At 66.4% G+C, this 18,839-nt stretch carries 20 protein-coding genes; 8 read left to right on the top strand and 12 right to left on the bottom strand.

Annotated features, from left to right (window positions below; all coding sequences use genetic code 11):
- The first annotated feature begins 128 nt into the window (after positions 1-128).
- Both CAL26_RS20255 and serS read left to right on the top strand, forming a co-directional pair.
- Positions 129-1,469, top strand: coding sequence for a replication-associated recombination protein A (locus tag CAL26_RS20255; protein ID WP_094848538.1), 1,341 nt, complete (start codon positions 129-131; stop codon positions 1,467-1,469).
- A gap of 47 nt (positions 1,470-1,516) precedes the next feature.
- The gene (gene serS / locus CAL26_RS20250) at positions 1,517-2,863 is read left to right on the top strand and encodes a serine--tRNA ligase (protein ID WP_094848537.1); all 1,347 of its coding nucleotides are present in this window, start codon (positions 1,517-1,519) and stop codon (positions 2,861-2,863) included.
- A 61-nt stretch (positions 2,864-2,924) separates the two neighbouring features.
- On the opposite strand, the gene CAL26_RS20245 is transcribed toward serS, so the two are convergent.
- Entirely contained in the window at positions 2,925-3,281 is a 357-nt protein-coding gene (locus tag CAL26_RS20245; RefSeq protein ID WP_094848536.1) for a hypothetical protein, read from the bottom strand.
- Between the two features lie 429 nt (positions 3,282-3,710).
- On the opposite strand from CAL26_RS20245, the gene CAL26_RS20240 reads away from it, so the two are divergent.
- The gene (locus CAL26_RS20240; RefSeq protein WP_086066466.1) at positions 3,711-3,953 is read left to right on the top strand and encodes a hypothetical protein; all 243 of its coding nucleotides are present in this window, start codon (positions 3,711-3,713) and stop codon (positions 3,951-3,953) included.
- A gap of 47 nt (positions 3,954-4,000) precedes the next feature.
- Positions 4,001-4,270: a hypothetical protein gene (locus CAL26_RS20235; RefSeq protein WP_094848535.1), complete on the top strand. Its 270-nt coding sequence runs from the start codon at positions 4,001-4,003 to the stop codon at positions 4,268-4,270.
- 81 nt (positions 4,271-4,351) lie between these two features.
- Here CAL26_RS20235 and CAL26_RS20230 read toward each other — a convergent pair whose 3' ends face one another.
- The 5 genes from CAL26_RS20230 to CAL26_RS20210 all read right to left on the bottom strand — a co-directional run bounded on the left by CAL26_RS20230 (position 4,352) and on the right by CAL26_RS20210 (position 9,721).
- Positions 4,352-5,047: a molybdate ABC transporter substrate-binding protein gene (locus tag CAL26_RS20230; RefSeq protein ID WP_094848534.1), complete on the bottom strand. Its 696-nt coding sequence runs from the start codon at positions 5,045-5,047 to the stop codon at positions 4,352-4,354.
- Between the two features lie 51 nt (positions 5,048-5,098).
- Positions 5,099-7,228 (bottom strand): xanthine dehydrogenase family protein molybdopterin-binding subunit, encoded by a 2,130-nt coding sequence (locus CAL26_RS20225; protein WP_094848533.1) that lies wholly within the window; start codon positions 7,226-7,228, stop codon positions 5,099-5,101.
- Positions 7,225-7,734 (bottom strand): (2Fe-2S)-binding protein, encoded by a 510-nt coding sequence (locus CAL26_RS20220; protein ID WP_094848532.1) that lies wholly within the window; start codon positions 7,732-7,734, stop codon positions 7,225-7,227. The genes CAL26_RS20225 and CAL26_RS20220 overlap by 4 nt, the downstream gene beginning before the upstream one ends.
- A 5-nt stretch (positions 7,735-7,739) precedes the next feature.
- Complete coding sequence (locus CAL26_RS20215; RefSeq protein ID WP_094848531.1) at positions 7,740-8,720, bottom strand: Bug family tripartite tricarboxylate transporter substrate binding protein; 981 nt, start codon at positions 8,718-8,720, stop codon at positions 7,740-7,742.
- A 122-nt stretch (positions 8,721-8,842) separates the two neighbouring features.
- Complete coding sequence (locus CAL26_RS20210) at positions 8,843-9,721, bottom strand: fumarylacetoacetate hydrolase family protein (RefSeq protein WP_094848530.1); 879 nt, start codon at positions 9,719-9,721, stop codon at positions 8,843-8,845.
- A 119-nt stretch (positions 9,722-9,840) separates the two neighbouring features.
- On the opposite strand from CAL26_RS20210, the gene CAL26_RS20205 reads away from it, so the two are divergent.
- Entirely contained in the window at positions 9,841-10,569 is a 729-nt protein-coding gene (locus CAL26_RS20205) for a FadR/GntR family transcriptional regulator (RefSeq protein ID WP_094848529.1), read from the top strand.
- Positions 10,570-10,653: 84 nt separating this feature from the next.
- Here CAL26_RS20205 and CAL26_RS20200 read toward each other — a convergent pair whose 3' ends face one another.
- A complete protein-coding gene (locus CAL26_RS20200; protein ID WP_094848528.1) occupies positions 10,654-11,247 on the bottom strand; it encodes a TetR/AcrR family transcriptional regulator in 594 nt (197 codons plus the stop codon).
- 47 nt (positions 11,248-11,294) lie between these two features.
- A complete protein-coding gene (locus CAL26_RS20195) occupies positions 11,295-11,762 on the bottom strand; it encodes a nuclear transport factor 2 family protein (RefSeq protein WP_094848527.1) in 468 nt (155 codons plus the stop codon).
- A 467-nt stretch (positions 11,763-12,229) separates the two neighbouring features.
- Here CAL26_RS20195 and CAL26_RS20190 point away from each other — a divergent pair, with 467 nt between their 5' ends.
- The 3 genes from CAL26_RS20190 to CAL26_RS20180 are packed head-to-tail and all read left to right on the top strand — an operon-like array spanning position 12,230 to position 14,902.
- Complete coding sequence (locus CAL26_RS20190) at positions 12,230-12,985, top strand: GntR family transcriptional regulator (RefSeq protein ID WP_094848526.1); 756 nt, start codon at positions 12,230-12,232, stop codon at positions 12,983-12,985.
- Between the two features lie 13 nt (positions 12,986-12,998).
- Positions 12,999-13,955, top strand: a complete 957-nt coding sequence (locus tag CAL26_RS20185) for a tripartite tricarboxylate transporter substrate binding protein (protein ID WP_094848525.1) — start codon at positions 12,999-13,001, stop codon at positions 13,953-13,955.
- 38 nt (positions 13,956-13,993) lie between these two features.
- Positions 13,994-14,902 (top strand): polysaccharide deacetylase family protein, encoded by a 909-nt coding sequence (locus tag CAL26_RS20180; RefSeq protein WP_218831568.1) that lies wholly within the window; start codon positions 13,994-13,996, stop codon positions 14,900-14,902.
- 4 nt (positions 14,903-14,906) lie between these two features.
- On the opposite strand, the gene CAL26_RS20175 is transcribed toward CAL26_RS20180, so the two are convergent.
- The 4 genes from CAL26_RS20175 to CAL26_RS20160 form a co-directional block, all read right to left on the bottom strand.
- Positions 14,907-15,029, bottom strand: coding sequence for a DUF2474 domain-containing protein (locus CAL26_RS20175; RefSeq protein ID WP_086066454.1), 123 nt, complete (start codon positions 15,027-15,029; stop codon positions 14,907-14,909).
- 20 nt (positions 15,030-15,049) lie between these two features.
- Positions 15,050-16,057, bottom strand: a complete 1,008-nt coding sequence (cydB, locus tag CAL26_RS20170) for a cytochrome d ubiquinol oxidase subunit II (RefSeq protein ID WP_094848524.1) — start codon at positions 16,055-16,057, stop codon at positions 15,050-15,052.
- A gap of 2 nt (positions 16,058-16,059) precedes the next feature.
- Positions 16,060-17,505: a cytochrome ubiquinol oxidase subunit I gene (locus CAL26_RS20165; protein WP_094848523.1), complete on the bottom strand. Its 1,446-nt coding sequence runs from the start codon at positions 17,503-17,505 to the stop codon at positions 16,060-16,062.
- A gap of 163 nt (positions 17,506-17,668) precedes the next feature.
- On the bottom strand, positions 17,669-18,808 hold the full coding sequence (locus CAL26_RS20160) for an acetate/propionate family kinase (RefSeq protein WP_094848522.1): 1,140 nt from the start codon (positions 18,806-18,808) through the stop codon (positions 17,669-17,671).
- Between the last annotated feature and the right edge of the window lie 31 nt (positions 18,809-18,839).

Raw genomic sequence — 18,839 nt, 5'->3', positions numbered from 1 at the left:
GCGTCGGACCCAGGCGTCGGACCCAGGCGTCGGACCCAGGCGTCCGGCCCTGGCAGGCGGGCTTGCTCGGGCCGGCGCCCGGCCCCATATCTGGTGTAATACGCCTACGCTTTCGCTTCCCTCCCCCCATGAGCAACGATCTGTTCGCCGCCGACCCGGCGCAGCGAGCCCATATCCCGCTAGCCGAACGCCTGCGCCCGCGCACCCTGGACGACGTCGTCGGCCAGTCGCACCTGCTGGGCGAAGGCAAGCCGCTGCGCGTGGCTTTCCAGTCCGGCCGTCCGCATTCGATGATTTTCTGGGGCCCCCCCGGGGTGGGCAAGACCACCCTGGCGCGCCTGATGGCCGACGGCTTCGACGCGCACTTCATCGCCATCTCGGCGGTGCTGGGCGGCGTCAAGGACATCCGGGACGCCGTGGCCTCGGCCCAGATCGCGCAGGGCCAGGGCCGCCGCACCATCCTGTTCGTCGACGAGGTGCATCGCTTCAACAAGGCGCAGCAGGATGCCTTCCTGCCCTATGTGGAAAGCGGCCTGTTCACCTTCATCGGCGCCACCACGGAAAACCCGTCCTTCGAGGTCAATTCCGCCCTGCTGTCGCGCGCCCGGGTCTACGTGCTGCAATCGTTGACCGCCGACGAACTGATGCAGCTGATCGATCGCGCGCTGCTCGAACTGAATGCCGGCGTCCCCGAGGCGGAAGCCATGCGCTTCGACGACAGCGCGCGGGAACAACTGGCGGGCTGGGCCGACGGCGACGCACGTCGCCTGATCAACGCGGTGGAAGTGGTGGCCGAATCGGCCCGCACCGCGCACCGCGACGTGGTCGACGCCGAATGGCTGGAAACATCCCTGTCGCAGAACCTGCGCCGCTTCGACAAGGGCGGCGACGCCTTCTACGACCAGATCAGCGCCTTGCACAAGTCCGTGCGCGGTTCCGATCCGGATGCCGCCCTTTACTGGTTCGCCCGCATGATAGACGGCGGCGCCGACCCGCGCTACCTGTCGCGCCGCATCGTGCGCATGGCCATCGAGGACATCGGCCTGGCCGACCCGCGCGCGACGGAAATCGCCATCAACGGCGCCGACATCTACGAACGCCTGGGCTCGCCGGAAGGCGAACTGGCCCTGGCGCAGGCGGTCGTCTACCTGGCCTGCGCCGCCAAGTCCAACGCCGTCTACAACGCCTACAACGCCGCGCGCCGCTATGCCGCCGAAAACGGCAGCGCGCCGGTGCCCATGCACCTGCGCAATGCCCCGACCAAGTTGATGAAGCAACTCGGGCATGGCCACGCCTACCGCTACTCCCACGACGAGCCGCACGGCTACTCGGCGGGCGAGCATTATTTCCCCGATGGCCTGAATCCCACCTTCTACCAGCCGACCGATCGCGGCCTGGAAGCTAAAATCCAGCAGAAGCTGGCTTTCCTTCGCGATTTGGACGCCCAGGCCAAGTCCGGCAAACGCTAGGGCCCCGAACGGCGCCCCGGCCCCGCAACCCCGTCTTCCAGAGAATCATGCTAGACCCCACCCTGCTGCGCAAAGACCTGCAAACCGTCGTCGACCGGCTCAAGACCCGTGGCGTGCAATTCGACATGGAGCGCTTCAATGCGCTGGAATCGCGCCGCAAGTCCGTGCAGACGGAAACGGAATCCCTGCAGGCGCGCCGCAATGCGCTGGCCAAGCAGATCGGCCAGCTCAAAGCCAAGGGGGAGGACGCCAGCGCCGTGATGGCGGAATCGCAGGCCTTGCCGGCGCGCGTCAAGCAGCTGGAAGAAGAACTGGCCCAGGTCCAGGAACAGCTGACCGAGCTGCTGCGCGTGGTGCCCAACCTGCCCCATCCCAGCGTGCCGGTGGGTGCGTCCAGCGACGAGAACGTCGAAGTGCGCCGCTGGCTGCCCGGCGCCGCCGGGGCGGACGGCAACCCCCCGCCGCTGGGTTTCGAGCCCAAGGACCATGTCGCCGTGGGCGAGCCGCTGGGCCTGGATTTCGATACGGCCGCCAAGCTGTCGGGCGCGCGCTTTTCCTTCATGCGCGGCCAGATCGCCCGCCTGCATCGGGCGCTGGCGCAGTTCATGCTGGACCTGCACACCGGCCAGCACGGCTATACCGAGTGCTATACCCCCTATATCGTCAACAGCTCGACGCTGTACGGCGTCGGCCAGCTGCCCAAGTTCAAGGACGATATGTTCTGGGTGACCAAGGGCGGCGCCGACGATGGTCCGCGCGTGGACGAGCACGGCAAGCCTTACGTGCGCGAAGACCAGTTCCTGATTTCCACGTCCGAAGTCACGCTCACCAGCGTGGCGCGCGACGCCATCCTGGCCGAGGCCGACCTGCCCCTGAAGCTGACCGCGCATACGCCGTGCTTCCGCTCGGAAGCCGGCAGCGGCGGCCGCGATACCCGCGGCATGATCCGCCAGCACCAGTTCGACAAGGTCGAAATGGTGCAGATCGTGCAGCCGGAGAAATCCTACGATGCGCTGGACGAGATGGTCGGCCACGCCGAGCGCGTCCTGCAGCTGCTGGGCCTGCCCTATCGCGTCATGTTGCTGTGCACCGGCGATATGGGCTTCAACTCGGCCAAGACCTTCGATCTGGAAGTCTGGCTGCCGGCGCAGAATACCTGGCGCGAGATCTCGTCCGTGTCGAACTGCGAAAACTTCCAGGCTCGCCGGATGCAGGGGCGCTTCCGCAACGCCCAGGGCAAGCCGGAATTCGTGCACACCTTGAACGGCTCCGGCCTTGCCGTGGGCCGGGCCTTGGTGGCCGTGCTGGAAAACTACCAGCGGGCCGACGGCAGCGTGGTGGTCCCGGAGGCGTTGCGGCCGTATATGGGTGGCGTATCGGAACTGCGTCCCTGATCCGGCAACTGCGGACCTCGAAAATAAACCCGCCTAGGCGGGTTTATTTTTTTAGGACCGATTAGCGGTGGTGTCCGGGACCGCCGTGGGGGCCGCGGTCACCGCGCCAGCCTTCACGGTAGTAACGGGGGCCGCCGTGATAGTACGGGCGGGGGTAGTAGTAGGGACGGGGCGCCACGTACACCGGGCGCGGCGCGACCACCACCGGGGGCGGCGCGACGTAGACCGGCGCGGGGGGGGCCACGTAGACCGGCGCGGGAGGCGCCACGTAGACCGGCGCCGGTGCGGCATAGACCGGAGCACCGATGACCACCGGTGGGACGCCGATCGAAATACCCACGTCCACGCGAGCTGCCGCGACGCCAGAGGCCAGCAATGCGGCGGCGCCCAGACCAGTAACTATCCAACGTTTGAACATGATGTACCTGCGCTTTGCTGCCGTGGCAGCGGGATCAATGACGACTCTATTCTCGGGGAAAACTCGCCTGGATACCTTCGTTTGGTCTTATGAAAAGGCGACAAACCGCTACATCGTCGCCGTGGGTATGTGTTTATATGGGTATTTGGGTATTTTTGGGTTGTCCCCTCAAGGGGGTGACGCCCGGTGCGAAATTGGGTGAAACACCTGTGCTCTACATGTGGCGTGCGACGGGCTTAACACCTGTTTACAAACCCGGGGCGGACGGCCCGGCGCCGGCGACCGCCCCCGGGGCGAAACCCATTCGTACTCGGAAAATGTTTATCGCTTTTGGTTTCTTTGGCGCAATAAAGGCGTCCTATTCCGCACGGCACAATGCCGCTCAAATGGATGCCATCCCGGCGTCTCGAAACAGTCTAGGGAGTTCACATGGAAACTCGTATGGTCAATGGCTTTCGGGTGCGTTGCGCGGTGGCCGCGGACGAAGATCGCAAATACCGCGTGCAGGTGTGGACTCGCAAGGTCGGCGTGAACGCACCGGAGAAATGCTGGCCCATGGCCGGCGGCCCCATCTTCACGTCGCAGGACGAAGCCGAGCGCAACTGCCGCCAGCTTTTCCAAGGCATCCGCGGCGTGCGCTACAACGGCGAACCCGAGTATTCGCGCAACTGAGCGATTGCCCGCTACACTGCCGCTTTTCGACCGAAGGCGGCGGTGCGATGGGTTATGAAAACCTGTTCTGGGGAATGGCCACCGTGGTGGCCATTGCCATTTTGGGCGGCGCTTTCTGCGCCCGCGCCGGCCGTATCGGCAACACCCTTGCCGGGTGCGCGGTCATCGCCGTCGTGAACGGCGCCGCGGTATTGTTTTTCACGCTCACCAGCGATTTCGCCGACCAGGCGCCCATGCTGGCCATCGCCACCATCATGTTCACGCTGGTGATCAGCGCGGCCGCCGGCCTGGCCATGCGCAGGCTGCTGCACAAATAGCCGGACCGGCGCGTCCCGCCGCATCGATGGCGGCGGATGGCTGGCGCCGGCGTATCGCGTGGCGACGGGCGCCGGGGGGCGCTACACCACGAATCCGGCCTGTTTGCGCAGCGCCAGCGTATCGCCGCCGCCCAGCGCTTCGACGAACTCCCTGGCCAGGACCGGATCGCCCGCCTTGCTGCAGCAGGCGGCGGTGTAGACGGTGCTGAGCCCGTATTCCTTCGGCAGTTCCCCCACCAGCGTGACGCCCGGCGTGTACAGGATCTCCGTGACCTGGGTGCAGCCCACCATGTGGTCGCCCGTGGTCTTGGCGAGTTCGCCCATGGCGACCGCGCCGTTGGGGTATTCGTGGATGCGGTCGGCCAGTATCTGGTCCAGGCCCAGCCTGCGCAGCACGTCGGCGATGTGCTGGCCGGCGGTGGATTGCTTCAGGTGCGGAACGTACAGGCCGCGCGCGGCGGCCAGCGTGGCCTTCAGCGCCGCGCCGTCGGCGACGCCCACCGGCGGCGTGCCGGTGCGCACGGCGACCCCCGTTTCCACGCGGCCCAGCGGGCGCGCGCTTCCGGCCACGACGTGGCCCTGCTTTTCCAGTTCCTTGATCAGCGCGTCGGAAAGAATGATCACGTCGCACGGTTCGCCCGCCAGCAGCTTGTCGCGCATGGTGCCGACGGCGCCGAAGGTCGCGGCCAGGGTGCCGCCATGGCGTTGTTCGAATTCGGCCTGCAGGCCGGTGACGACGGCTTTCGCGGCGCCGCCGCTGAAGAGGTTCAGTTTCATCGATGTCCTTTGTAGCGAGTAGGCGTATTTACGCGATGATGGCGTATCGGGTCAGGCCGCGTCTTCCATGGCGGCGACGATGCGGTCGAACGTCAGCGGCAGGTCGCGCACCCGCACGCCCAGCGCGTCGAACACGGCATTGCCGATGGCCGCCGCGGTGGGGCCCAGCGAACCTTCGCCGGCGCCGACGGAGTCATCGCCAGGATGCTGGACGATGGCGATTTCCACCTCCGGCACCTGCGAGAAACGCAGCATGGGGTAGTCCTGCCAGTTTTCGCCCAACACACGCGTGCGGTCGAAGCGCGCGGCCTCCATCAGGGTCCAGCTGACCGCCTGCAGGGCGCCGCCCTCGATCTGCTGCCGGACGCCGTCGGGATTGATCACCAGGCCGACGTCCACGGCGATCCACAGGCGCCGCACGCGCACCTGCTCCTGCACCTCGACGTCGGCGATGACGGCACAATACGCGCCCGTGTTCTTGTACCGCGCGAAGCCCAGGCCGCGGCCGTTGCCTTCGCCACGCGGGTCGACCCGATTTTCCCATCCGGCCATCTGCGCCACACGGCGCAACACCGCCACGCCGCGCGGATCTTCCAAATGCGCCAGCCGATACTCCAGGGGATCGGCCTGCGCGGCGCGCGCCAGTTCGTCCATGAATGACTCGATGGCGAAGACGTTGCCGTAGGCGCCCAGGGCGCGCAGCGACGAGGTGCGCAGCGGTACGTCCAGCACGCGGTGGCACAGCACGTCGGTACTGGGGAAACGATAGATCGGGTCCGCATTGCGATCGGCGCCGCCGCCCGCGGCGCGCGGCGCATCGACGGAATGCAGCCGTTCGAACGGCTGTTCCAGGTACCACGATCCCAGCAGTGTCGGCGTCGCCGAACGGCCCGGCCGCAGGCCATGGCCGGGGCTCCACAATTCATGGCGCCAGGCGACGATGCGGCCGTCTTCGCCGACGTCCGCGCGCAGCTCGATCGCCATGGCCGGCCCATGCGGCGACCAGTTCAATTCGTCCGTGCGCGACCACTGCACGCGCACGGGCTGCCCCGGGCAGCGCCGGGCCAGCCATGCGGCGTCGTAGGCGACGTCATCCGCGCCATTGTGTCCATAGCAGCCGGCGCCTTGCACGTGCCGCACGACGATGGCGGCTTCCGGCAAGCCGAAGGCCAGGCTCAGGTCCTTGCGCAGATTGAAGATGCCTTGCGTGTGGCTCCAGACTTCCAGGCTGGCATCGCCGGCCAGCGCCAACGCGCAGGAGGGGCCGATCGAGCCGTGCTTGATGAAAGGCTTGGTATAGGCGGCGCGGAAGGTCCGCAGGGGCGCGCCGGCATGGGGCGGGGCGGCGGCCGCGTCTCCCAGCCGCAGGTCGACGCAGCGCAGCGACTTCAACCAGGCGGGCAGGTCATCCACGTCCGGCAGCGTATCGCGTTCGCGCCAGCGCGCGGATCTGGCCAACGCGCCGGCGGCGCGTTCCGCCAGCGCTTCGGTCCGCGCCACCACGCCCAATAGCGAGCCGTCGCGCGCCACGGCGATCACGCCGGGCCATCCCGATACCGTGTCCGCGTCCCAATCCAGCAGCTCGGCGTCCGGCGAAGGCGGCCGGATCATGCGCCCGTGCACCATATCCGGAAGCGCCAGATCATGGATGAAACGAAATTCGCCGAAGACCTTCTGCGCGATGTCCGCGCGCGCCCGCGCCGTGCCGACCACCTGGTAGCTGTCGCGCCTCTTGGGCGTGATCCCCGGCCGCGCCGCGCAGTCCAGCAGGCCGTCTCCGGCCAGGTCCCAATAACTGGCCAGGCCGCGCCCGTCGTGCTGGATGACGCCGTCGACCACGGTCAACGCGGCGGCGGGCAGGCCCTGCCGTTGCGCGACCGTTTCGATCATCAGCGCCCGGGCCTGCGCGCACGCATGCCGCAGGGCGGATCCTGAATGTTGTATGGACAGGCTGCCGGAAGTGACGGCCTCATCGGGACTGAGCGCCGTGTCGGCGGCCACCATGCGGACGCGCTCGAACGCCACGTCGAGTTCTTCCGCCGCGATCTGCGCCAGCGCGCTCAATATGCCCTGGCCGATCTCCACCTTGCCGGATCGCACTTCGACGTAGCCGTCCGCATCGACGCGCAGCCAGGTCGAAAGGCGGCTGTTCGCCTGCAGGCTGGGAGGCAGGGCCGTCATTGTCCGTCGTCCCGTCTGGCGCGCGGCATGCCGTCGGCCGCGCGGTGTATCGCCTTGATGACGCGCAATTGCGTGCCGCAGCGGCACAGATTGCGTTCCATGCCTTCGCGGATCTCCGCGTCCGAGGGCCGGGGACAGCGTTGCAGCAAGGCCGCGCCGGCGACCAGCATCCCGGACGTACAGTAGCCGCATTGCGCCGCCTGTTCCGCGATGAAGGCCGCCTGCAGCGGATGCGGATCCCGTGGCGTGCCCAGGCCTTCCGAGGTCACCACGCGCTTGCCCGCGACCGCCCACATGGGGGTGTCGCAGGCCGGCACCGCGTGTTCGTCCAGCAGGACGAAGCAGGCGCCGCATTCGCCGACGCCGCAGCCGTAGTGGCTGCCTTTCAGGTCCAGGTCGTTACGCAGCACGTCCAGCAACCTTCGGTCGCCGTCCACGCGCAGCGTCGTTTCCCGGCCATTCAGCGTGAAGGCGATGGCGGCATGGTCGGCGCTTGCTTCCGGCATGGCGATCAATCCACCTTGATGTTCGCCGACTTGACGATCTTGCCCCACTTGTCGATGTCGCCCTTCAGGAAGTCGGTGAATTGCTCGGGCGACATCTTCATCGGCGTGACGCCGCTCTTGGCCCACACCGACGTGATCTGCGGGTCGCTGACGATCTTGGCGATCTTCGCGTTCAGGAAATCCACCACGTCCTTGGGCGTATTCCTGGGCGCGAGCAGGCCCAGCCAGATGGTGGCGGTGTAGCCCTGCACGCCCGCTTCCGCCATGGTCGGCACGTCGGGCAGCACGTTGGAACGCTCGTTGCCGGTCGTGGCCAGCGCGCGCACCTTCTTGGTCTGGATCAGGTCGGTCATCGTGCTGACGGCGTCGAACATCATGTCGACCTGTCCGCCGAGCACGTCCGTACGGGCGCCGCCGCTGCTCTTGTAGGGAATGTGCACGATGTTCACGTCGGCCAGGCTTTTGAACAGCTCGCCGGCCATGTGGTAAGGCGTGCCCGTGCCCGAGGACGCGTAATTCAGCTGGCCCGGCTTGGCCTTCGCGGCCTTGATCAGTTCCTGCACGCTCTTGATCGGCAAGCCTTCCCGCACCACCAGCACCAGCGGCGCCTCGTTCACCGGCGCCACCGCCGTGAAGTCCCGCATCAGGTCATAGGGGCGGTTGTTCAGCAGCGTTTCGTTGACGGTCTGCGTATTGGACATCATCAACAGCGTGTACCCGTCCGGCGCGGACTTGGCCACGTACTGCGTGCCGATCACCGCGCCCGCGCCAGGACGATTCTCGACGACGAACGATTGCCCGGTTTCCTGGCCCAGGTGCTGCGCGAGCACGCGGGCGTAGACGTCGGCCGATCCCCCCGCGCCGAAGGGCACGATGATGGTGACCGGATGGTTGGGGTAGGGCCCCGCGGCGGAGGCGGTTTGCGCGCCCAATGCGGCGCAGGTGAACAGGCCGGCGGCCGTCAGGCCGCGCAGGAAGGTTTTCATTCTTGTCTCCAAAAAGGATGCATCGTGCTTGCTTGTGTGCCCGGCAACGGGCGGCGCCCCATCGCAACGCGCCGCGGATGTTGCCGTTTCTCGTTTCTTGTTTTCGCTCTTGCGCGCGAGTATCAGGCGACGGCGTTTTCCAGCACGCCGATGCCCTGGATCTCCATGCGCATCACGTCGCCCGACTTGACGAACTTCGGCGGATTGAAGCCGATGCCCACGCCCGCCGGGGTGCCCGTGGCGATGACGTCGCCCGGTTGCAGCTCGATGCCGGCCGAGATCGTTTCGATCAGCGTGGGGATGTCGAAAATCAGCAGGGACGTATTGGAGTTCTGGCGCAGCTCGCCATTCACCCAGCACTTGACGCCCAGGTTGGTGGCGTCCAGCTCGTCATTGGTCACCACGTACGGCCCCATCGGGCAGAAACCGTCCAGCGCCTTGCCCAGGAACCATTGGCGATGCAGTTTCTGCAGGTCGCGCGCGGTGAAATCGTTGACGATGGTGTAGCCGAAGATGTGTTTGAAGGCATCGGCCTTCTTGATGCCCCGGCCGGGCTTGCCGATCACGATGGCCAGTTCCACTTCGTAGTCCAGTTGCTGCGTGACTTCCTTGTGCGGCGGGATCTTGTCGTTGGGGCCGATGACCGTGCTGGCCGGCTTGGTGAACACGACCGGCGCTTCCGGCGCGTGTTCGCCTTCCTTCGCGCTGCTGTCGAAGCCGGACTTGCTGAATTCGGCGGCGTGCTCGTGGTAGTTCTTGCCCACGCAGAATATGTTGCGGCGGGGCTGGTCGATGGGGGCCAGTACCTTGGCCTGGTCCAGCGATTTACCGGCGCCGGTCGGCACCAGCTTGGACTTCAGCTGTTCGTACTGTTGGACCAATTGGACCATGTCGCCGGCAAAACCGGGTACGAGTTCGGAAACCGGCCAGAACTGGCCCTTGTCGGTGTCCACAACGGCGATAGTACGCTGGCCCTGTAGGGAAAGCTGGGCGAATTTCATGGCGACTCCATAGTCCAATTGGTCAAAACAGGCCGTAATGTAGAACCAATTTGGACCGAATGCAAGACCGATTCGTCAAAATTATTGACCAATTGGTCCTGTTTCTTTATGCTTCGCCCATGGATACCAAGACTACCGTGCAAGCCGGGGACGGGGAAGCAGAAGCGGCGCTGCGTTCGCCGGGCGCCAAGGCGCTGGCGCGCTACCTGCGCGACGAGATCCTGGGCGGACGTCTCAGGGCCGGCGTGAAGCTGCCGCCGGAACGCGAGCTCAGCACGCGCTTCGGCGCCTCCCGGGGCTCGGTCCGGCGCGTGCTGTCGGACCTGCGCGAACGCGGCCTGATCACGCAATCGGTGGGTAGCGGCACTTTCGTATCGGAACAGGCCGAAGCCATGGCGCGCGAGCATGCGCTGCCGCATCTCGATGGCAACGTCAGCCCCGCCGAACTGATGGAGGCGCGCCGCCTGATCGAACCCCTGTTGCCGGGCATGATCGCGCGCAACGCCACGGCGGCCGACTTCGCCGTGATGGCCGAATGCCTGGAGCAGTCCGAAGCGGCGTCCACCATCGATGACTTCGAGTATTGGGACGGTGCCTTGCACAAGGCCTTCGCCGTGGCCACGCACAACGCCTTTTTCATGCGGATCCTGGAACTGATGAACCAGGTACGGGAGCAGGGCGAATGGGGTCGGCTCAAGCGCAATTCCCTGACCCCGGCGCGTCGCGCGCAATACGAACGGCAGCATCGCGCGATGGTGGACGCCTTGCGCGACCGCGACGCGGGCCAGGCCGCCGCCCTGATGATCGAGCACCTGGACCAGATCCAGCGCAACCTGTTCGGGGAATAGCGCAGGGACGACGCCACCGCCGCCATGGCGGGCGCGAGTACAGCCGGTGTCGCCGGTACAGCCAGGGCGGGCACCGCCGCCCGCTCAGCGGCGCGTCGACCTGGCGCCGGCCGCCGGCAGCGCACCCAGCGCGCGCTCCCGCAGGCCCCGCACCATGCGGACATAGACCTGCGGATCATCCAAGGCCCGCGCGAGCACCAGCCCACCCTGTATGCCGCCGACCGTTTCCTCGGCCAGATCGCGCGCCGCCGCGCCCCGCAATCCGCCCTTTTCGTACGCCGCGGACAGGGCATTCGTCCAATCGCGAAAATACGACGCCACGGCCTGCGCGAAACGATCGCGTTCATTGCCCAGCGCGAACACCCCGACCAGGCAGACCTTCCTGCCCGACAAAAAATAGCGTGACACTTCGTCGAACATTGCCGCCAAGCCGTCGGCGGCGGATGGCGCCTGGCGCAGCGGCGCGTAGACATTGTGTTGGAACCAATCGTCGATATGCGCCAGGACGGCGGCCGCCATTTCTTCCTTGCCGCCGGGAAAGAAGTGATACAGGCTGCCTTTGCCCAGGCCGGTGCCTTCGGTAATGCGGGCCAGGCTGGCGCCTTCGTATCCGTAATGGCGGAATACTTCGGCCAGCACGGGGATGACGTCCTGGCGTTCCGCGACGATTCTGGGCATGGCTGCTCGCGATCGGGGCGCCCGGTCCTGGCGCCCCCGTGTTGTGATCAAAGGCCCAGGTCGCTCAGGCCTGGATGGTCGGCGGGGCGCGCGCCCAGCGGCCAATGGAATTTCCGTTCCGATTCCTGGATCGGCAGGTCGTTGATGCAGGCATGGCGGAAACGCATCAGGCCCGTGTCGTCGAATTCCCAGTTCTCATTGCCGTAGGAACGAAACCAATTGCCCGAGTCGTCGTGCCATTCGTAGGCATAGCGCACCGCGATCCGGTTGCCATCGTGCGCCCACAATTCCTTGATGAGCCGGTAATCGAGCTCCTTGCGCCATTTGCGGGTCAGGAACTCGACGACTTGCGCCCGGCCGTTGACGAATTCGGCACGGTTGCGCCACACGGTGTCTTCCGTATAAGCCAGCGATACCTTGGCCGGATCACGGCTATTCCATCCGTCTTCGGCGAGGCGGACTTTCTGCACGGCGGATTCATGGGAAAAGGGCGGAAGCGGAGGACGAGTGGTCATGGCGCACCTGGACAGGACGATGCCGAAACGGCAGGGGAAGGCACGCGTCAGCGCATGCCGGAGTTGATCTGGATCAAGCGCAAGCGCATTGCTTGTACCGATCGGTATGGACTTTACCGTTAAGTACAACGCGATGCAAGCGCGATTTCCTCATGGGATCGCGTACGCCAAGCGCACACATCCCGCATGATGGCCGCACGTATCGCTAAACCCATCGCCACACCATCGCCACACGCGCTTTTGAATTCTCTCCTCCGCCCGCAGGGGCGGCGCTGCGCGGGTAGACTTCGCGGGACGGATCATCGTTCGCAACACACAGGAAATGTCGACAATCGCGCGGTGCCGAAGCATGGGCCCGCCGTAACGCGAGATTTCTATTCGATCGCATTGTCGGGCTTGGCTTTTGGGTGGCGTGTCGAGTATTTTTGCGGCATTGTGTGGGACCGATCGTTATAAAGCCAATACAAATGTCGACGCATACTTTATCGGCCGGGGTGCCGATCTATCACCAGATCGCGCAGGTGCTACGCCGCAGGATAGAAGCCGGGGAATGGGGTCAGGGCAACCATCTGGCGACGGAGCAGGCGCTCTGCCGCGAGTTCGGCGTCAGCCGCACCACCGTGCGCCATGCGCTCAGCCAACTCAAGCGCGAAGGCCTGTTGAGCAGCCAGCGCGGCGTGGGCACGCGCCGCGTCGGGGAGCCGTCGCGCACCAAATATGTCAGCAATCTGTCGGACCCATTGCATGCAAGCCTGGCCAGCGATCCGCGCGTCGTTTCCATGGAAATGGCGCCGGCGCGCGGCGCGATTGCCGCATTCCTGGGCTTGAACGAAGGCGAGCCCATCCTCAAGCTGATCCGCGTCCATTACCTGGACGGCGAACCGCTGTCCGTGGTGGAAAGCTATCTGCCGGCCATCATGCAAGGCGCGATGGACCAATTCCCGCTACGCAGCCTGCACGACATCATGTGGAATGATTTCGACCTCAAGGTGGCCAAAAGCGTGCACACCATTTCCGTGTCGCGCGCCGAGACCTACGTGGCGGACCTGTTGAACATCGGCCTGGGCGATCCCGTCATGCACGTCCAGGCTTCCACATACTTGCAGGATGGGCGTCCCATCCGCTGGACCGACAATTTCTTCCGGGAAGACCGGTACCAGTACACCTCCGAGTTTTTCTGGGAACCGCCTCAGCGTTCGGACGCGGGACCTTCCGCCACCTGAACAGGGAGTAATCATGAAAGCGCGTCGCCTAATCGCCTTGCTATGCCTGGCGGGATGCAGCAGTATTGCCCACGCCTACCCGGACCGCCCGATCAGGATCGTGCTCGGATTTCCGGCGGGTGGCGGCGCGGATGTCGTGCTGCGCACCGTGACGCCAGGACTGGCGGAAGACCTGGGCCAGCCCGTCATCGTGGACAACCGGCCCGGCGCGGGCGGCAACCTGGGCATGGATATCGTGGCGAAGGCGGCGCCCGATGGCTACACGCTGCTGATGGCCGCGCCGGGCCTGGCCACTAACGCCAGCCTGTACGAGAACCTGCCCTTCGATCCCGCCAGGGATTTCGCTGCCGTCGGGATGGTCAGCAGCGTGGCCAACGTCCTGGTGGTGAATCCGGCCCTGCCCGTCTACAGCGTCGCGGACCTGATCGATTACGCCAAGCGCCATCCGGGCGAATTGAACTACGCGTCTTCGGGCATCGGCACGTCCCTGCACCTGGCCGGCGCGCTGTTCGAGCGCGACGCCGGGGTGAAGCTCACCCACGTGCCGTACCGCGGCGGGCCCGCCGCCACCACCGACCTGATCAGCGGGCAGGTCCAAATGATGTTCAACGTCCTGCCGCTGGCGGTGCCGCAGGTCAAGGCCGGCAAGCTGCGCGCGCTGGCGGTCACGGGCCCGACGCGATCGCCGGCCTTGCCCGACGTGCCGACGATGATGGAAGCGGGGCTCAAGGGCTATACCGCCATCACATGGAATGGCATCGTGGCGCCCGCCGGCACCCCGTCGCCCATCATCAACCAGTTGAATGCCGCCCTGCAAAGGGTGCTCGACCGCCCGGACGTGCAGAAGACGTTCGCCGCCATGGGGCAGGACGTCGTCAAGGACACGCCGGAAGAGTTCGACGCCATGCTGAAGGCCGAGACCGCCAAATGGCACCAGGTCATCGAGTCGGCCGGCATCAAGGCCGAGTGATCCCAGCCGATCGACCCCAGCACAAGTCAAGGATATTCATGCAGCCCCGCCGCTACGGCCCTTTTCCCTATATCCCCATGCCGGCCCGCCCCCGGTTCGCCCTGCCCAATGGCGCCCGCGTGGCCGTGTGGGTGAACCCGAATGTCGAGTTCTTCGGCCTGGACGACGTCATGCCCGGCCGGCAGAACGAACGCGTGCCGCGCGACACCGCGCACGTCCCCAATGTGCGCAACTGGTCGCTGCGCGACTACGGCAACCGCGTCGGCATCTGGCGGCTGATGGATACCCTGAGCCGCTACGGCATCCGCGCCAGCGCCGCCTTGAATAGCGAAGTGTGCGACCAGCATCCGGAAATCATTGCCGAAGCCGTGCGCCGCGGCTGGGAATTCCTGGGACACGGCATGACCAATACCGTGCGCCTGGACGAGATGCCCGCCGAGCAGGAGCGGCAGGCGATCTTCGACATGATCGATCGCATCGAAAAGGCCTCCGGCACCCGGCCGGTCGGCTGGCTGGGACCCGCGCTGTCGGAAACCTGGCGATCCCTGGAATACCTGTCCGAAGCGGGCATCCGCTACGTCTGCGACTGGGTGAACGACGACCAGCCCTACACCATGGAAGTCGGCTCGCCGCGCATGGTGTCCATCCCCTACAGCGTGCAGACCAACGATGTGCCGGCCTATTACGACATGAAGGTGTCGGTGCCGGAGTTCGAAGCCATGATCAAGCGCCAGTTCGACGTGCTGTACCGCGAAGGCGAGACGTCGGGGCGCGTCATGGCGATCGCGGTGCATCCTTTCGTGACCGGGCTGCCGCACCGCATAGGCGCGCTGGACGCGGCACTGGAATACATCTGCGGCCATGAAGGCGTGTGGCTGGCCACGGGCCGTGAAATCCTGGAACACTACGTCCAGAGCGATTTCGCCAAGGCCATGGAGCCCCGGTAGGGGCCTAGTGCAGGGTGAGGCCGGCGGCGCTCATCATCCAGCGCACGATCAGCGCGACGCCGCCCAGGACCGCCACGCTGGCGGCCCAGATGACGATCAGCCAGGCAAGTCTTTTCCAGATGCGCATGGGGAGTCCGACGGGCCGCCTCAGTGGTAGCCTTCGCCGCGCCGCACCTTGCCGCGGAACACGTAGTACCCCCACGCGGTGTACATGAGGATGACCGGCACGATCAGCAGGGCGCCCACCAGCGCGAAGCCCATGCTTTGCGGCGGCGCCGCCGCGTCCCAGATCGATACGCCCGGCGGAATGACGTTGGGCCACACGCTGATGCCCAGGCCTGTATAGCCCAGGAATACCAGGCCCAGCGCGCAGACGAAAGGCGCCGCGTGCGCGTCGCGCCGCACGGTCCTGATCAGCAGGTATACGCAGGCCAGTACCAGCAGCGGCACCGGCGCGAAATAGAACAGGTTGGGCAGGCTGAACCAGCGATGGGCGATGCCCGGATCCAGCAGCGGGGTCCAGACGCTGATCACCACGATGGCCGCCAGGACGGCCCAGGCCGAACCCGTCGCCATGGCGCGGGCGCGCGCCAGCAGAGTGTCGTCGGTCTTCATCACCAGCCAGGTGCTGCCCAGCAGGGCGTAGGCGGCCAGCAGCGCGATGCCGGTGAATACGCTGAACGGCGTCAGCCAATCGAAGGCGCCCCCGGCGTAGGCGCCATTGGCCACCGGGATGCCGCCGATGTACGCCCCCAGGGTCACGCCCTGGAAAAACGTCGCCAGCATCGAACCGCAGATGAAGGCCTTGTCCCACCAGTGCCGGCGTTCGTCGCTGGCCTTGAAGCGGAATTCGAAGGCGACCCCGCGAAACACCAGGCCGATCAACATCAGGATGATGGGCAGGTAGAGCGCGCTCAACACCACGCTGTAGGCGAGCGGAAAGGCGGCGAGCAGCCCGGCGCCGCCCAGGACCAGCCAGGTTTCGTTGCCGTCCCACACCGGCGCCACCGTGTTCATCATGGTGTCGCGGTCTTCCTTGGCGGGGAAGAACGGGAACAGGATGCCTATGCCCAGGTCGAAGCCGTCCATGATCACGTACATCATGACGCCGAACAGGATGATGACGGCCCAGATCAGCGGAAGATCGATACCCATGTTCAGCTCCCCGATGCCGATGCCAATGCAGCGGCCGGCGGGCGCGTGTCGTCCTGCGCCGCGGACAACGGCCGCATGGCGTGGTGCTCCTCGCCCGGCCCGCCATCGGGCGGCGCGTCGCCGTGATCGCCCTGCGGTCCCTTGCGTATCAGCTTCAGCATATAGGCCACGCCCGCGCCGAACACCACGAAGTACACGACGACGAACAGGGCCAGCGTGAAGCCCAGCTGCCCGGCGCCATGCGGCGATACGGCGTCGGCGGTGCGCATCACCCCGTAGACGACCCAGGGCTGGCGGCCGATCTCCGTGGTCATCCATCCGGCCAGGATGGCGGCCAGGCCCGCCGGCCCCATGCACAAGGCAAAGCGCAGGAAGCCGCGCTGCGTGTACAGCCGTTGCCCGCGCCGCAGCCACAGCCCCCACAGGCCCAGCAGTATCATCAGCACGCCCAGGCCCACCATCGCGCGGAACGTCCAGAACACCACGGTGGCGTTGGGGCGGTCGGCGGGCGCGAACTCGTTCAGGCTCGGCACCTTGCCATCCCAGGAGTGCGTCAGGATCAGGCTGCCCAGGCGCGGCACCTCCAGCTTGTAGCGGGTTTCCTGTTCGGCCATGTCGGGGATGCCGAACAGCAGCAGCGGCGCGCCCGCGCCGGGCGCGGGCTGTTCCCAGTGGCCTTCGATCGCGGCGATCTTGGCGGGCTGGTGCGCCAGGGTGTTGATGCCGTGCATGTCGCCGATCAGGGCCTGCACGGGCGCCACCAGCAATGCCATCCACAAGGCCATGGACAGCATCTTGCGCACCGCCGGCGTGCCCTGGCCGCGCAGCAGGTGCCAGGCGGCGCTGGCGCCGACCAGCAGCGCGGTGCTCAGGTAGGCGGCCACCACCATGTGCGCCAGGCGATAGGGAAAGGAGGGATTGAAGATGACCTGCAGCCAATCCACCGGGACCGCGCGGCCGTCGATGATTTCGTAGCCTTGCGGGGTCTGCATCCAGCTGTTGGACGCCAGTATCCAGGTGGCGGATATCAGCGTTCCGATGGCCACCATGACGGTGGACAGCATGTGCAGGCCGGCGCCCACGCGATTCCAGCCGAACAGCATGACGCCCAGGAAGCCCGCTTCCAGGAAGAACGCCGTCAACACCTCGTAGGCCAGCAAGGGCCCGGTGATGCCGCCGGCGAACGTCGAAAAGTAGCTCCAGTTGGTGCCGAACTGATAGGCCATCACCAGGCCCGAGACCACGCCCATGCCGAAGTTCACGGCGAAGATTTTCAACCAGTAGTGATACAGGTCGCGGTACAGCGTCTTGCGCGTGGCCAGCCACAACCCTTCCAGCACGGCCAGATAGCTGGCAAGGCCTATCGTGATCGCCGGAAAGATGATGTGGAAGGAAATGGTGAACCCGAACTGTATCCGGGCCAGGGTCAAGGCATCCAGGCCTAACATGGCTGCTTCCTCCGGGACGCGTGCCGGCCCGCGGTTATGGTGGTGCCCAGGATACCGCCGCTGTCGCGGGTCGGTACAGGCTCAGTACCCCCTGTCGGGATACGGTGCAGTTGGCGGCGGGCGCGCCGCGCCGCACCCGCCGGTGGTCTGGCCTGCCGCGGCATCAGGCCCGCGCCATCAACTGGCGGCAGTGGCGCGCCATCTGCCGTTCTTCTTCGGTGGCGACGACCATGACGGCGGGGCCGGGCACCGCCGGCCCGATACCCAGAAAGCCCAGCGGCGCGACGATGCGGCGGCGGATCTCGGCGCTGTGCTCGCCGATGCCGCCCGTGAACACCAGCAGGTCGATGCCGCCCATCAGGGCCGCATAGGCGCCGATCTGCTTGCTGACGGCGGTGGTGAACACATCCACCGCCAGCGCGGCGTGCGCGTCGCCGCCGGCGCGGCGAGCCAGCAGGGCCTGCATATCGCTTTCGCCTTCGGCCATGCCGGCCAGCCCGCTTTCGCGATTGATCAACGTTTCGAGGCTGTCGGCGTCCAGTTGCTCCGTGCGCATGAGGTACAGGATCACGCCCGGATCCAGATCGCCGCTGCGCGATCCCATCGGGATGCCGCCGGCGGGCGTCATGCCCATCGTGGTGTCCACCGACTTGCCATCCAGCACCGCGCACAGGCTGGCGCCGTTGCCCAGGTGCGCGAAGACGGCCCTGGACGGCAGGTCGGCGCCCAGGCGGCGCACCAGCGATTCGTAGGAAAGGCCGTGGAATCCATAGCGCGCCACGCCGGCTTCGGCATAGCGGGCCGGCAAGGGCAGGCGGGTGGCGCGCGCCGGCATGGTCTGGTGGAAAGCCGTGTCGAAGCAGGCGTATTGCCCGGCTGGCGGCCAGAGCGCGCGGGCGCGCTCCGCCAGCTCCAGGGCCACGGGAATATGCAGCGGCGCGAAATGGACGGCCTGGCGCAGCTGCGCCATGACGTCGGGCGTCAGCGCCTGGTGATCGCGCAGATGCGGGCCCCCGTGCACGATGCGATGGCCGACCGCTGCCGGCGGGCCCAGCCCGACCTGCGCCAGCGTGCGCGCCAGGATATCCAGCGCGTGCGCCTGCGTGGGCATGTCATGATCCTGTTCGACCAGTATCCCGCCCCCCGCATCGCGTATGCGCAGATGCCCATCGGCACGCCCGACCTGTTCGGCCGCGCCTTCGGCCACGGCCGTTTCATCGTCGCCGTCCCGGCGGAACAGCGCGAATTTCAGCGATGACGACCCGCTATTGAGCACCAGGATCGGAGATGAGTCGGCAGGCATACGGCAACCTCGTTGGGTGGAGTGGAAACCG

Origin of the sequence: Bordetella genomosp. 9 (genome assembly GCF_002261425.1) — a bacterium.
GTDB lineage: Bacteria > Pseudomonadota > Gammaproteobacteria > Burkholderiales > Burkholderiaceae_B > Bordetella_C.
This window is presented reverse-complemented; position numbering and strand designations above follow the sequence as displayed.

Coding starts and splice junctions, on each gene's coding strand:
- CAL26_RS20160 (WP_094848522.1), bottom strand. CDS start 18,808: ATGCCTGCCGACTCATCTCCGATCCTGGTGCTCAATAGCGGGTCGTCA.
- CAL26_RS20165 (WP_094848523.1), bottom strand. CDS start 17,505: ATGTTAGGCCTGGATGCCTTGACCCTGGCCCGGATACAGTTCGGGTTC.
- CAL26_RS20215 (WP_094848531.1), bottom strand. CDS start 8,720: ATGAAAACCTTCCTGCGCGGCCTGACGGCCGCCGGCCTGTTCACCTGC.
- serS (WP_094848537.1), top strand. CDS start 1,517: ATGCTAGACCCCACCCTGCTGCGCAAAGACCTGCAAACCGTCGTCGAC.
- CAL26_RS20225 (WP_094848533.1), bottom strand. CDS start 7,228: ATGACGGCCCTGCCTCCCAGCCTGCAGGCGAACAGCCGCCTTTCGACC.
- CAL26_RS20190 (WP_094848526.1), top strand. CDS start 12,230: ATGTCGACGCATACTTTATCGGCCGGGGTGCCGATCTATCACCAGATC.
- CAL26_RS20230 (WP_094848534.1), bottom strand. CDS start 5,047: ATGAAACTGAACCTCTTCAGCGGCGGCGCCGCGAAAGCCGTCGTCACC.
- CAL26_RS20255 (WP_094848538.1), top strand. CDS start 129: ATGAGCAACGATCTGTTCGCCGCCGACCCGGCGCAGCGAGCCCATATC.
- CAL26_RS20210 (WP_094848530.1), bottom strand. CDS start 9,721: ATGAAATTCGCCCAGCTTTCCCTACAGGGCCAGCGTACTATCGCCGTT.
- CAL26_RS20185 (WP_094848525.1), top strand. CDS start 12,999: ATGAAAGCGCGTCGCCTAATCGCCTTGCTATGCCTGGCGGGATGCAGC.
- cydB (WP_094848524.1), bottom strand. CDS start 16,057: ATGGGTATCGATCTTCCGCTGATCTGGGCCGTCATCATCCTGTTCGGC.
- CAL26_RS20200 (WP_094848528.1), bottom strand. CDS start 11,247: ATGCCCAGAATCGTCGCGGAACGCCAGGACGTCATCCCCGTGCTGGCC.
- CAL26_RS20195 (WP_094848527.1), bottom strand. CDS start 11,762: ATGACCACTCGTCCTCCGCTTCCGCCCTTTTCCCATGAATCCGCCGTG.
- CAL26_RS20205 (WP_094848529.1), top strand. CDS start 9,841: ATGGATACCAAGACTACCGTGCAAGCCGGGGACGGGGAAGCAGAAGCG.
- CAL26_RS20220 (WP_094848532.1), bottom strand. CDS start 7,734: ATGCCGGAAGCAAGCGCCGACCATGCCGCCATCGCCTTCACGCTGAAT.
- CAL26_RS20180 (WP_218831568.1), top strand. CDS start 13,994: ATGCAGCCCCGCCGCTACGGCCCTTTTCCCTATATCCCCATGCCGGCC.
- CAL26_RS20175 (WP_086066454.1), bottom strand. CDS start 15,029: ATGCGCATCTGGAAAAGACTTGCCTGGCTGATCGTCATCTGGGCCGCC.
- CAL26_RS20240 (WP_086066466.1), top strand. CDS start 3,711: ATGGAAACTCGTATGGTCAATGGCTTTCGGGTGCGTTGCGCGGTGGCC.
- CAL26_RS20245 (WP_094848536.1), bottom strand. CDS start 3,281: ATGTTCAAACGTTGGATAGTTACTGGTCTGGGCGCCGCCGCATTGCTG.
- CAL26_RS20235 (WP_094848535.1), top strand. CDS start 4,001: ATGGGTTATGAAAACCTGTTCTGGGGAATGGCCACCGTGGTGGCCATT.